The sequence below is a fragment of the Ectopseudomonas alcaliphila genome, from assembly GCF_900101755.1.
GTDB lineage: Bacteria > Pseudomonadota > Gammaproteobacteria > Pseudomonadales > Pseudomonadaceae > Aquipseudomonas > Aquipseudomonas alcaliphila.
Genome location: NZ_FNAE01000001.1, coordinates 1863467 through 1877148 on the forward strand (window position 1 = coordinate 1863467; position 13682 = coordinate 1877148).

9 protein-coding genes and 1 pseudogene are annotated in these 13682 nt (G+C 64.1%); 5 read left to right on the plus strand and 5 right to left on the minus strand.

Annotation, left to right across the window (positions count from 1 at the left end; translation table 11 throughout):
- Positions 1–49: 49 nt before the first annotated feature.
- The 4 genes from BLR77_RS08735 (at position 50) to BLR77_RS08750 (ending at position 6868) form a co-directional block, all read left to right on the plus strand.
- A complete protein-coding gene (locus BLR77_RS08735) occupies positions 50–1906 on the plus strand; it encodes a sensor domain-containing diguanylate cyclase (protein ID WP_074676700.1) in 1857 nt (618 codons plus the stop codon).
- Between the two features lie 68 nt (positions 1907–1974).
- Entirely contained in the window at positions 1975–3042 is a 1068-nt protein-coding gene (locus tag BLR77_RS08740; RefSeq protein WP_238380539.1) for an HlyD family secretion protein, read from the plus strand.
- Entirely contained in the window at positions 3039–5744 is a 2706-nt protein-coding gene (gene rbbA / locus BLR77_RS08745; RefSeq protein WP_074676704.1) for a ribosome-associated ATPase/putative transporter RbbA, read from the plus strand. The genes BLR77_RS08740 and rbbA overlap by 4 nt, the downstream gene beginning before the upstream one ends.
- Complete coding sequence (locus tag BLR77_RS08750; RefSeq protein ID WP_074676706.1) at positions 5744–6868, plus strand: ABC transporter permease; 1125 nt, start codon at positions 5744–5746, stop codon at positions 6866–6868. The genes rbbA and BLR77_RS08750 overlap by 1 nt, the downstream gene beginning before the upstream one ends.
- A gap of 83 nt (positions 6869–6951) precedes the next feature.
- Here the strand turns inward: BLR77_RS08750 and BLR77_RS08755 are convergent, their stop codons facing one another.
- Entirely contained in the window at positions 6952–7356 is a 405-nt protein-coding gene (locus tag BLR77_RS08755; RefSeq protein ID WP_074676708.1) for a flagellar basal body-associated FliL family protein, read from the minus strand.
- Positions 7357–7511: 155 nt separating this feature from the next.
- On the opposite strand from BLR77_RS08755, the gene BLR77_RS08760 reads away from it, so the two are divergent.
- Positions 7512–8492, plus strand: a complete 981-nt coding sequence (locus tag BLR77_RS08760; RefSeq protein ID WP_074676820.1) for an NADPH:quinone oxidoreductase family protein — start codon at positions 7512–7514, stop codon at positions 8490–8492.
- Positions 8493–8702: 210 nt separating this feature from the next.
- Here the strand turns inward: BLR77_RS08760 and BLR77_RS08765 are convergent, their stop codons facing one another.
- The 4 genes and pseudogenes from BLR77_RS08765 to BLR77_RS08780 all read right to left on the minus strand — a co-directional run.
- On the minus strand, positions 8703–8861 hold the full coding sequence (locus tag BLR77_RS08765; RefSeq protein ID WP_072423525.1) for a DUF3309 family protein: 159 nt from the start codon (positions 8859–8861) through the stop codon (positions 8703–8705).
- 397 nt (positions 8862–9258) lie between these two features.
- Entirely contained in the window at positions 9259–12114 is a 2856-nt protein-coding gene (locus BLR77_RS08770; RefSeq protein ID WP_074676710.1) for a S8 family peptidase, read from the minus strand.
- Positions 12115–12682: 568 nt separating this feature from the next.
- On the minus strand, positions 12683–13081 hold the full coding sequence (locus tag BLR77_RS08775) for a hypothetical protein (protein WP_074676712.1): 399 nt from the start codon (positions 13079–13081) through the stop codon (positions 12683–12685).
- 59 nt (positions 13082–13140) lie between these two features.
- Positions 13141–13682: pseudogene (locus BLR77_RS08780) on the minus strand (transposase); the annotation flags it as partial.

Below are 13682 nucleotides of genomic sequence, written 5' to 3' on the forward strand. Positions count from 1 at the left end.
GTCGAATGCGGCACTATGCTATCACAGCACAGAGCCTAGGGAGTTATCCATGCCGGCACCTTCCGTCTGGCCGGCGCGACTCGCGCTGGCGTTCCTGTTGCTGGTGCTTAGCGGCGCCAGCGTCCTGCTCTGGCGTCAGATCGAGGCGGTGCAGCAGCAGCGCGTCGATGAGCGCATTGGCTATCAAGCACGCAGCCTGGCACGCCAACTGGAAAGCACGCTGCACCTGGAAGTGGCCAGCCTCGAACGCATCGCCCGCCTGTGGAACAGCTTGGGCCGCCTGCCGCGCGCCAGCTGGGACGAGGAAGTGGAACGCGCACTACGAGGTTTCCCCGCCTATAAGTCGATCCAGTGGGTCGGTGCCGACCTGCACATGCGTTGGCTGCTACCGGTAACCGGCAACGAAGCGGCGCTGAATTTTCACCTGGACCCAGAGCATCCCAACTACCCGCTGGCGATGGAGGCTCGCGATAGCGGTGAGCAACGTTTCTCCAACAGTTTCGAGCTGGTGCAGGGTGGCCGCGGCTTCGTGCTCTACACACCGCTGTACAGCGGGCAGGATGGCAGCAAGGTCTTTGACGGTTTTCTCCAGGGTGTATTTCGCGTCGAGCCGCTGATGCTGCAACTGCTCACCCAGATCGATCGCGATGCCTTCAACCTCGAATTGCTGGAGAACGGTCACAGCCTGTTCCGCCACGGCGCGGCGGACGCTGATGCGCAACACAGCCTGCAGCTGGGCCTGAGCCTGCTCAATAACCAGGGCTTCAGCCTGCGCCTGAGCCCCACCGAACAGCTGCTTGATCAGCTGGATTCTCCGCTACCCGGCGTGGTACTCGGCGCCAGTCTGGCAATCAGCCTGCTGCTGGTCGCCGCCCTCGCCCTCGCGCTGGAAAACAGCCGCCGCGCCCACGCCCTGCAACTGGCCAACCGGCGCTTCAAACTGGAAGCCGAACGCCGCGAAGAAACCGAGCAGCGCCTGCGCGAGAACCGCGAGCGTCTGCAACTGGTGCTCGACCTGACCGACTCCAGCCATGACGGCCTGTTCATCTTCGACAGTGACAGCCGCGAGCTGCTGCACATGAACCAGGCCACCTACGCCACGCTCGGTTATCGCCCCGAACAGTTCGCCGAGCTGCTGCGTGACGATCCGGAGAAACTCCTGCCAGGCTTCCACCGCTGGCTGGAGCAGGCGCGCCAGGCGCAGCGCGACAACCTCTCGCGGATATTCCAGCGCGAGCTGATTCGCCGCGACGGCAGCCGCCAGCCTGCCGAAATCAACACCCAACTGGTGCAGCTGCATGATCGCGAATACCTGATCGCCGTTTCCCGCGACAACAGCGAGCGCCTGCAACTGGAAACGCAACTGCAGCGCCTGTCGCAGCTCGATGGCCTGACCGGGCTGTACAACCGCCGTTACTTCGACCAGCAGTTGCAGGCCGAATGGCGCCGCCTGCGCCGCCTCGACGCGCCCCTGGCGCTGCTGATGCTGGATATCGACCACTTCAAGGCCTACAACGATACCCTCGGCCATCTCGCCGGTGACGACGCCCTGCGCAGAGTCAGTGCCGCCCTGCGCGAAAGCCTGCAACGCGAAGGCGACACGGCCTGCCGCTACGGTGGCGAGGAGTTCGCGATCATTCTCGCCAACACCAATCTGGAGGGTGCCGAGCAGGTCGCCGCGCGCGTCCATGCGGCTATCGCCAGCCTGGATATCCATCACCCGGCCAGCCCGTTCGGCCACCTGACCCTGAGCATCGGCATCACGGCGGTCGACCCGGTGAGCGACGAACAGCCAGGCGAACTGCTCGCCCAGGGTGATCAGGCGCTGTATCGTGCCAAGCATGAGGGTCGCAACCGAACCTGTCAGTGGCAGTCCCCCGCGCTTGACCTGCATCAAGCCCCCTGAGGCGCATCTGGCAGACAATGGAAATGTCGTGAAAGCCCCCAGCTATGGGGCGCTACAGGGAAGCCGAGATGATCAACGCAAAACGCCGCCTACCCTATCTGATTGCCGCCGGCGTCGCCGTGCTGGGTGCCTTGGCCTGGTGGCAGCTGCGCCCGAGCGGCCTGCCCGAGGGTTTCGCCAGTGGCAACGGGCGCATCGAGGCCACCGAGGTGGATGTCGCCACCAAACTGGCCGGCCGCATCGCCAGCATCGAGGTCGATGAGGGTGATTTCGTCGAGCCCGAGCAGATTCTCGCGCGCATGGACACCCAGGCGCTCGAGGCGCAGCTGCAGCAGGCCCGTGCCCAGGTGCGCCAGGCGCAGAACGCCGAGCACACCGCACTCGCCCAGGTCGCATTGCGCGAGAGCGAAAAGGTAAGTGCCATCGCCGTGGTACGCCAACGCCAGGCCGAACTGGATGCCGCGCAGAAACGCCATGCGCGCAGCGCCACCCTGGTCAAGCGCAACGCGCTGCCGCAACAGACTCTCGACGATGATCTGGCCCGCCTGCAGAGCACCCAGGCAGCGCTGGCAGCCGCCAATGCTCAGGTAATATCGGCCGACGCCGGTATCAGCGCAGCACAGGCCCAGGTCGAGGAAGCCCGCTCGGCAGTGGAGGCCGCCCAGGCGGGTGTCGACCGCTTGCAGGCGGATATCGACGATAGCCTGCTGCGTGCACCGCGCGCCGGCCGCGTGCAATACCGCGTCACCCAACCGGGCGAGGTGCTCGGCGCCGGTGGCAAGCTGCTCAATCTGGTGGATCTCACCGACGTCTACATGACCTTCTTCCTGCCCGAGCGCCAGGCCGGCCGCGTCGCATTGGGCAGCGAGGTGCGCCTGGTGATAGACGCCGCGCCGCACTACGTGATCCCTGCCAGGGTCAGCTATGTCGCCAGCGTCGCCCAGTTCACGCCGAAGACCGTGGAGACCGCCAGCGAACGCGAAAAACTGATGTTCCGGGTCAAGGCGCGCATCGATCCCGAATTGCTGAGCAAGCACCTGCAGCAGGTGAAGACTGGCGTGCCCGGCATGGCCTACCTGCGCCTCGATCCTGACGCCGAGTGGCCCGCGCATCTGGCGATCAAGGTTCCGCAATGAACCCGGCGGTCGCACGCCTGGGCGGCGTCGGCCTGCGCTACGGCCAGACCCACGCCCTCGACGCCATTGAGCTCGAGCTACCTGCGCAGCGCATGGTCGGCCTGATTGGCCCGGACGGTGTCGGCAAGTCCAGCCTGCTGGCGCTGATCGCCGGGGCGCGCAAGCTCCAGGACGGCAGCGTCGAGGTGCTCGGCGGCGATATGGCCGACCCCCGCCATCGCCGCCGCGTCTGCCCGCATATCGCCTATATGCCGCAGGGCTTGGGCAAGAACCTCTATCCGACGCTATCGGTATTCGAGAACCTGGATTTCTTCGGCCGTCTGTTCGGCCAGGACGCTGCCGAGCGCGAACGGCGCATCGACGATCTGCTGCGCAGCACCGGCATGGCCGCGTTCCGCGAACGCCCGGCGGGCAAGCTGTCCGGCGGCATGAAACAGAAGCTCGGGCTGTGCTGCGCGCTGATTCATGACCCCGACCTGCTGATCCTCGACGAGCCGACCACCGGCGTCGACCCGCTGTCGCGCAATCAGTTCTGGGAACTGATCGCCCGCATCCGCGCACAACGCCCGCAGATGAGCGTGCTGGTGGCCACCGCCTACATGGAGGAAGCCGAGCGCTTCGATCACCTGGTGGCGATGGACGCCGGCCGTGTGCTGGCCGAAGGCACCCCGGCCGAATTGCGCGCCCGCACCGGCAGCGCCAGCCTGGAGCAGGCCTTTATCGCCCTACTGCCGGAAGAACGCCGCAGGGGCCACCACGAAGTGGTGATACCGGCACTGACCGATAGCAGCGAGATCGCCATCGAAGCCAAGGGCCTGACCATGCGCTTCGGCGATTTCGTCGCGGTGGACTCGGTATCGTTCCGCATCCGTCGTGGCGAGATCTTTGGTTTTCTCGGCTCCAACGGCTGCGGCAAGAGCACCACCATGAAGATGCTCACCGGCCTGCTGCCAGCCAGCGAGGGCGAGGCGCTGCTGTTCGGCCAGGCAGTCGACCCGCGCGACATGGCCACGCGCAAGCGGGTCGGCTACATGTCCCAGGCGTTCTCCCTGTACGGCGAGCTGACGGTGCGGCAGAACCTGGTGCTGCATGCCCAGTTGTTCCACGTAGCCGCCGCAGAGATCGAACCACGGGTAACCGAGATGGCCGCGCGCTTCGACCTCGGCGAAGTCATGGACATGCTCCCCGAGCGCCTGCCGCTGGGCATCCGCCAGCGTCTGTCGCTGGCCGTGGCGGTGATCCACAAGCCTGAGATCCTGATCCTCGACGAGCCCACCTCCGGCGTCGACCCGGTCGCCCGCGACGGCTTCTGGCAGCTGATGCTCGACCTGTCGCGCCAGGACGGCGTGACCATCTTCATTTCCACCCACTTCATGAACGAGGCTCAGCGCTGCGACCGCATCTCGCTGATGCATGCCGGCAAGGTGCTCGACAGCGATACGCCCGAGGGGCTGATGGCCAAGCGCGGCCTGGACAGCCTGGAAGCCACCTTCATCGCCTACCTGCAGGAGGCTGTCGGCGAGCAGCCGGTCAGCGAAGCGCCACCGCTGGAACAAGCACCACCGGCGCAGCGCCAACTGTTCAGCCTGCGCCGCCTGCTCAGCTACGCCCGGCGCGAGGCGCTGGAGCTGCGTCGCGACCCGATACGCGGTGGCATGGCCCTGCTCGGCACGGTGCTGCTGCTGTTCATCATCGGCTATGGCATCAGCCTCGACGTGGAGGACCTGACCTTCGCCGTGCTGGATCGCGACCAGACCACCACCAGCCAGGAGTACCACCTCAATCTGTCCGGCTCGCGCTACTTCCTGGAGAAGGCGCCGCTCTCCGATTACGACGAGCTGGAACGGCGCCTGCGCAACGGCGACATCAGCCTGGCGGTGGAGATCCCGCCGCACTTCGGCCGCGACCTCAAACGCGGCGCCAGCCCGCAGATAGGCATGTGGATCGACGGCGCCATGCCGACCCGTGCCGAAACCATCAAGGGCTATGTGACCGGCCTGCACCAGCACTACCTGAGCGAGCTGGCGCGGCGTTCGCCACAGCCGCAGGCGGCCAACGCCGCCGAGCTGGAAGTGCGCTATCGCTACAACCCCGACGTGGAAAGCCTCAAGGCCATGGTGCCGGCGGTGATCCCGCTGCTGCTGATGCTGATCCCGGCGATGCTCACCGCCTTGGGCGTGGTGCGCGAGAAGGAGCTGGGTTCGATCATCAACCTCTACGTCACCCCGGTCACGCGCCTGGAGTTCCTGCTCGGCAAGCAGTTGCCCTACATCGCCCTGGGCCTGTTCAACTTCGTCCTGCTGGTTCTGCTGGCGGTCACCGTGTTCGATGTGCCGCTCAAGGGCAATCCGCTGACCCTGCTGGCCGGCGCCCTGCTCTACCTGGCCTGCGCCACTGGCCTCGGCCTGCTCATGTCGACCTTCACCAAGAGTCAGATCGCCGCCGTGTTCGGCACCGCCATCGTCACCCTGCTGCCGGCCATCCAGTTTTCCGGGCTGATCTATCCGGTGGCCTCGCTGGAAGGCGCAGGCGCAGTGATTGGCCAGCTCTACCCGACCTCGCAGTTTCTGGTGATCAGCCGTGGCATCTTCTCCAAGGCGCTGGAACTGCAGGACCTGGCCGGCCACTTCTTCGCCCTGGCGCTGACCATCCCGCTGCTGACGCTGCTCAGCGCCAGCCTGCTGCGCAAACAGGAGGTCTGATGGAACGCCTGGCCAATATCCTGCACCTCGGCATCAAGGAGCTGCGCAGCCTGCAGCATGACCTGGCACTGGCGCTGCTGATCCTCTGGGCCTTCAGCATGGGCATCTACTCGGCCGCCACCAGCATGCCGGAAAGCCTGCACAACGCCGCCATCGCCGTGGTCGACGAAGACCAGTCGCAGCTCTCAGAACGGCTGATCCAGGCTTTTCAGGAACCCTATTTCCGTACCCCGGAACGCATCGACCTGAGCGAGATGGATCGCGGCATGGATGCCGGGCGCTACACCTTCACCCTGAACATTCCGCCGAATTTCCAGCGTGACGTGCTCGCCGGTCGCAGCCCGGCGATCCAGCTCAACGTCGATGCGACGCAGGTGAGCATGGCCTTCACTGGCGCGGGCTACATCCAGAACATCGGCGCCAGCGAAGTAGCCGAGTTCGTCCGCCGTTATCGCGGCGACCTGCAGCAGCCGGCCGAGCTGGTGCTGCGCGTGCAGTTCAACCCCAACCTGACGCGCGCCTGGTTCGGCTCGGTGATGGAGGTGATCAACCAGATCACCATGCTGTCGATCATCCTCACCGGCGCGGCGCTGATTCGCGAGCGTGAGCACGGCACCGTCGAGCACCTGCTGGTGATGCCGGTGACGCCGCTGCAGATCATGCTGGCCAAGGTCTGGTCGATGGGGCTGGTGGTGCTGACGGCTGCAGCCCTGTCGCTGCTGCTGGTGGTCCAGGGCTGGCTACAGGTGCCGATCGAAGGTTCCATCGCCCTGTTCCTGGCCGGGGCAGCGCTGCACCTGTTCGCCACCACCTCGATGGGCATCTTCTTCGGCACCGTGGCGCGCTCGATGCCGCAGCTGGGCTTGTTGATCATCCTGGTGCTGCTGCCGCTGCAGATCCTCTCCGGCGGCACCACCCCGCGCGAAAGCATGCCGGAGCTGGTGCAGCAGATCATGCTGGCGGCGCCGACCACACATTTCGTCGCCCTGGCCCAGGCGATTCTCTACCGCGGTGCGGGGTTTGCGATCGTCTGGCCGTACATGCTGGCCATCGCCGGCATCGGCACGCTGTTCTTCGTCGCAGCGCTGAGGCGCTTTCGCAACACCCTGGCACAGATGGCCTGAAGAAACCGTGGGAGCGGCTTCAGCCGCGAATCGCTTTGGCGTTCACCGCTGAAGCAGCGCCCGTACGCGAAGTGGATTCGCCGCTACTGAATAATCAGGTTGTTGAACAGCAGATCGTCCACCACCGGTTTGCCCTCTTCCGCAGTCAGCGCCTGCTGCACCTGCTTGAGTGCTTCCTGGCGCAGCGTTTCGCGGCCATCGGGAGCGTTGATGATCTCGCTGGTCTGGGCCGAGAACAGCATCACCAGCTGGTGGCGGATCAGCGGCTCATGCTGCTTGAGCTTGCCTTCGGCCTCGGTGCCGGTCACTCGCAGGGACACGTCGGCCTTGAAGAACTTCAGACGATTGCCTTGATCAGCCAGGTTGCCGATCAGGGCTGGCGTCACGTTGTAGTAAAGCGTCGTTGGCGCCTCTTCCTTCTTTTCCGAAGACGCCAGGGCAGGCAGGCAGATCGACAGGCTCAGCAGCAGGGCAGTCAACAGTTTCACGTTCGGCACTCCATCGGGGATGTGCCTAGCATAGCCATCCGCAGGCCCGCACCCAAGCCCGGCGCTTATGCCGGGCTATCAGGCATCGGCATGCTCGTTGACCCTCAGCGGGCGCTTTCTACACTGCAAGGCACCCTGCAAGAGGAATGACCTTCATGAAAGCCCTGCTGTGCAAAGCCTTCGGCCCCGCCGACACTCTGGTCCTGGAAGTTATCGCCAGCCCCGAACCCAAGAAGAACGAAGTGCTGATCGAAGTTCACGCTGCTGGGGTCAACTTTCCCGACACCCTGATCATCGAAGGCAAGTACCAGTTCAAACCGCCTTTCCCCTTCGCTCCGGGCGGCGAAGCGGCAGGCGTGGTCAAGGCAGTGGGCGAGAAGGTCAGTCACCTGCGTGCAGGTGACCGGGTGATGGCGCTGACCGGTTGGGGCGGTTTCGCCGAAGAGGTCGCCGTGCCCGCCTACAACGTGCTACCGGTGCCCAGAAGCATGGACCTGACCACTGCAGCCGCCTTTGGCATGACCTACGGCACCTCGATGCATGCCCTCAAGCAACGCGCCAACCTGCAACCGGGTGAAACCCTGCTGGTGCTCGGCGCCTCCGGCGGCGTCGGCCTGGCGGCGGTGGAAATCGGCAAGGCCATGGGCGCCAAGGTGATCGCCGCGGCGAGCAGTGCCGAGAAACTGGAAGTCGCGCGCAACGCCGGTGCCGACGAGCTGATCAACTACAGCGAGCAGAGCCTGAAGGACGAGGTGAAGAAACTCACCGGCGGCCAGGGCGTGGACGTGATCTACGACCCGGTGGGCGGCGCACTGTTCGAGGAAGCCTTCCGCAGCATCGCCTGGAACGGCCGCTTCCTGGTGGTGGGTTTCGCCGCTGGCGGTGGCATCCCGGCCCTGCCTGCCAACCTGCCACTGCTCAAGGGCGCGTCTCTGGTCGGCGTATTCTGGGGTTCCTTCGCCCAGCGCCAGCCGCAGGACAACGCCGAGAACTTCCAGCAACTGTTCGCCTGGCACGCCGAAGGCAAGCTCAAGCCGCTGGTCTCGCAGACCTTCCCGCTGGAGCGTGGCGGCGAGGCCATCGATGCGCTCGGCCAGCGCAAGGCAGTGGGCAAGGTAGTGGTGCAGATTCGCTAGAGCGCTCAGGGGCGGGGGGCGGTAGCAACCCGCTCCTGCGACTCCACGCCTTGTAGCGTGGGCCGGGCGGCGATCCGCTTTAGCCCACACCAACCACCGCTGGTGGGCTAAAGCCCACCCTACGAGCAGCCAGATCCAACTGGCGATCTGCGCATAATGGGCGACAGGAACGAGTTGGAAGTTGCCTGCGTCGACGACGCAGGCGCCGGCTCATACGTAACCGAGCAGCACTAGCACCAGCACGATGACCAGCACCAGCCCCAAGCCGCCAGTGGGCCCATAGCCCCAGCTGCGGCTATGTGGCCACGCCGGGAGCGCACCAACCAGCATCAGAAGCAGAATGATCAGCAGTATGGTTCCCAAGCCCATGGCAATTTCCTCGCATGTCTGTGGCGGCCAACGATTGAGCGGCGCGCCTGGAGCCGGCAACCCATGTGCGGCTGCCGTTCTTACGCAGGGCATGACACTGCTGTGAAGCCAATGCCTGGCAATGCTCTCGATGCTTCGCCATCCCCTACATCAGTTACGACTAAGCACCAAATTAGAAAGTGCCAACTTTAAATCAGCGGGCCGAGCCAGGACGTGAAAACGAAAAGCTACTGGATGGACTGAAGCACAACGATGGGGTGGAACCCGACCTCCCCGCAGCAACGCGGCGGCGAAGCGACTGCGCCCCTCGGTCAGCGCAAGACGGTGGGCAAAGTGGGGGCGCAGATACGCGACGGAGCGCAGGGCGGCTGCAGTGCACCCGCCCGGCTCCCTCACCTCAGTAGCGCAGGCCGGTATTGAGCAGCAACATGGAGTCGTTGTTACCCGGCTGGTTCTGGTAGTCGCGCACGTGCAGCAGGCTGCCCTTGAAACTCATCGGCAGACGCGGCAACTCGTAGCGGAAGAACAGCTCGTACTCCATGTGTCGCCCCTGCGCCGAAAGCTCCAGGGCGGTGCTGCTCCAGGCCACGCTGTTGTCGGCATTGAGGCCTGTGGGCAACTGCAGGCGCGCCTCGCCGCCGCTCACCCGCAACGGCTGATAGACCAGCGCGCCCAACTGCCACTGTGCGTGCGGCTCCCCCAACAGGCCGAGGGTGAAACTGTCGCTGCGCAGATTGGCCGACTCCAGCCAGCGCCCGCCGGAAACCTTGCTCAGGCCGGTGTTGTAGCGGCCGAACAGCTGCCAGTGCTCGTTCAGCGCCAGGCTCAGGTTCAGCCCCTGGAACCAGGTGTGGCTGTCCGCCCCACCCAACCACTGCTCACCCTGCGTACCGAGCAGGCGCTGCTGCTCGGTCAGCACGCCGAGCTGCAAGCTGGCACTCAGCCCATGCTCGCCCTGATAGCGCCATTCGCTCTGCATGCCCTGCTGCCGGGCACTGTCGCTGCGATCGGCGAAACGCTGCTCGGCCTCGGCCAGTTGCACCTGCAGTGAAGCGCTCCATGCCGGGGCGAACTGCCAGTGCATGCCGGCACCAGTGGCCTGCTGGCCCAGACTCAGATAGGGGTTGCCGAACGCCTGGGTCACACCGCTGTCGCTCAGGCGCGAGTCCAGGCGAGCCAGACCCTGGCTCCAGGATGGATCGGTATTGAAACTGGCGCTCAATGCCAGGTCGCCCAGTTGCTGCCACGCCTGCACCTGCCCCATGGCCTGTAGCCCCGAGCCCTCCCCTGCTCCCGAGAAACGTAGCTGCAGGCCACGGCCGTCGCTCAGCGTCTGCATATGGTGTTCCTGCTCCAGACGCTGCCGGTAGGCTTCGCTGTCGATGCGCGTACGCTGGCTGCCAGCCTGCTCGGCGAGCATCTCGCCGCTGACCCGGAAGGGAGCGTCCAGACTGTCCTTGAGCACCAGATCGACCCGCGCCAGAGACTGGCGCAAGGCATTGCCCAGCGCCGGGCTCTGCGCCAGCCCAGCCTGGTCCAGGGTGATCAGCTCGCCACTGGCGGTATTGATCATCAGCACGCCGATGGGATTGCTCGCTGCCTGCAGATCGAGCAGCCCCTGGCCGTAGGTGTCGGCATCGGCATAGATGCCGCTGCGGTCCGCCGACACCAGCGTGCGCTGGGTGATCTGCGCGGCGCTCAGGGTCGGGAACAGATCCATCAGCAAAGCCAGCGCACCGGATACATGCGGCGCCGCCATCGAGGTCCCACTCATGTGCGCGTAGCCATCGCCGGGCATGCTCGAATAGACCATGCTGCCCGGCGCCGCCAGGCACCAGGCGCGGGCATCACCGCAGCGGTGCGAACCGGCGGAAATGCGCCCATCACTCTGAATGTTGACCACCGCCAGCCACTGCCCCTGCAGCTCCGGCAGCAGCACGGGCAGGGCCGCATAGAGACTCGGCTGCGCCGCCAGCGCCGTGTTGCCACTGGTGTTGTTGCCGGCGGCGAAGACGAACACCATCCCGGCCTGCTGCGCCTCGCGATACAGCGGTGCCAACGTGTCGCGGTAATAGGCGCGCTGACCCTCATCGAGGTCGTCCAACGTGCGCGAGCGATAGCCGCCCGTGGCGACGTTGCTACGTTCACCCCAGCTGTTGTTGGAGATGCGCGCACCGAGCTCGACCTGCCGCTGCAGCGCATCACGCGTACCCAGGGTGGTGCTGCCTTCAACGCCATCGTGGAGGAACTTGATCGGCAGAATCCGCGCCTCCGGCGCCACACCGTGCATGCCCTGGCCGTCACGTGCCGCCGCGATGGTGCCAGCCACGTGGGTGCCGTGGCCGTCGCCGTCGGTCATACGCGGCCCGCCATCACGCACCCACTCGCCGCCGGGGGCAATACGCCCACTCAGTTCGGGATGATCGATATCAACCCCGGTATCGACCACTGCGACGGTCACCCCGGCCCCCGTGGCACCACGAGCATAGGCATGCTCGGCACGAATGCTGGACAGCCCCCAGGTACGCTGGAATTCCGCAGTACGAAACTGCTCCGGATCGACCGGCTCGGCAGGCGGAGCAGGCTCCTCGGGTGGCTCAGGATCAGGGTCGGCCGGCGGCTGTGGTGGCACTGGCGCGGGCTCAGGCGCCACCGGCGGTTGCGGAGGCACCGGCACAGGCTCAGGCGCTACCGGCGGTTGCGGAGGCACCGGCACAGGCTCAGGCGCTACCGGCGGCTGCGGAGGCACCGGCACAGGCTCAGGCGCTACTGGCGGTTGCGGAGGCACGGGCACCGGCTGCGGCGCGCTGGGAGGCTGCGGCGCTGGCGGTCGGGTTTCCTCACTGGAGGAGCCCCCACCACCGCCCGACTTGCTGGCCAGCGCGCCTGCGCCAACAGCCGCCGCCACCAGGCCAAGCTTGCCGGGCGTGCTGCGAAACCACGCCAGACGCTCCGTCTGGGTGGCCTTGGCGATGTCCGCCAGTAGCGCCTGACGCTGCGGGCTGGCGTCCTCGCCCAGGTAACGGACCAAATCCTCGCGGTACTCGGGAAAGATCTCCAGCGCCGGCTCCAGCTGCAAACGCAGCATATGGTCCGGCAGCTGATAGAGCCGTACGAACTCGTTCTGGATCGCTCCAGGCAGTTCCACTGGCGGCAGCGGAACCGCCCAGGCAGGCAGCGCCAGACAGGCGCCAAGGGCAAGTGCGAACAACTGGCGAGAAACACGCGGGAAAGGTGGGGGCGGCAGCGCCATGGGATTCGTCCCTGTGCAATCCATGAAAAAGCCGCGGATTCTAGGGACGGCACCGGCCTCTGCAGTGCGTTATCTCTCGTTCTGTAATGTCTCTGGAGAGGGCGTGGCGCTGCTGCAAACCCTGCCCGAAATAAGCGGAACTGCTTCGAAAAAGGCGCTTCACGCGAGTTGGCAAGCTGCGGACCTGCAGACACCGCCTGGGCGGTGCTGCTCGATAGACACCGATTGATCCAGATGGGTGACTGGAACGACTCGGTCGCAGCCAAGAACGAGGAGTCGGGCTCGACCGGGGCAGCCCATCAGGTTCGGCACTGGAGAAACTCTGCCGTTAAAAACAGAGCAAGTTGCTTTGAGTCTTGACGCCAGGCCGGATAATGGGTGTCCCCTTTTCTCTTCAAAATCAATGACACTGACCCCATTGATTGTGCGATTTATCTTGCTCAGCACTTACCAAGATGGAGCTATTGCTACGTGATAAGGTTCACCGGCAAGCTCAGGCGCTGGAGTAGATTTGTGGGGATTCCTCAGAATCTGCCCCCTTTTTCTCAGTCACCTTTTTCTCATTAACCTATTGCTTATTAAAGGCATTTATCTCGCGCCAATAAATGCCTTCTGGCAAGCTCTGCCCCTTATTAAACAGCAAAAAAACCTCAATTACATCATCGATATTAAACCACTCATCTTTTTTTAACTGAACGCTGCCCGCACCAAATGACAGAGTAGTTCCGTCCTCAAAATTCGTGCTGGAATTTGAATGATAACCTCTAAACAGCTTTTTGCTTTTTGCATCATACCTCTCAATAAAGCATGTAACCCTGCCTCCAGCAACTTGCACATAGTTGCCATCTTCATCTGTTATGCATGCGAATGAGCTAGGCCCGTAGCTTTTTAATTTTTTTAGCGTTTTTATAAGCTTCGATTGATCAACACCAAATATTACAGAGCTGTTTTCGGCTTCAAGTTTCATTATTTCTCACCATCACGGCACATAGACCAAAAGGGGACACAGACCAAAAGGGGACAGCTTTATTTTCCGGGGTTACGCCTCGGCCTGCCCTGACCTCGTAGCTCAACCCGCTGCCCTTGGATTCTTTCTATTTCATCCACGAAACGAGCACTGCCGGTTAGCTGCCCCCTCTGCAGTGCTGCACGAATCAAATCAAGCTCACTTGATGGAACGGCTTGTCGCATGAATTCCATGTAACGGATACGACGCCTTTCAGGCGTGCCGCCAAGTGCGACGAAGCAAGGGTCCATGTCCAGCCAATCGCTGTCCGACTGATCCGTTACCCGCGTCCGATAGCTCGACCAAGGATAATCACCCGCCTCGGCAACCATACGGGCTCGAACCGGTTCAGCTCAATATAGCGACAGCAGGCAAGCAAGTAGGTGTCAGACTCAACCACGCTGGACTTGTATCGACTTTCCCAGAGAGTACCAGTTCGGCCCTCTAAACGATTCCGATAACGGGTGGCGCGCGCCGCCAGCGCTTTCATCAACTGCCCCAGCCCGGCGATCGCTTCACCGGGTGCCAGTAGCAGGTGAACATGATTGGTCATCAGGCAATA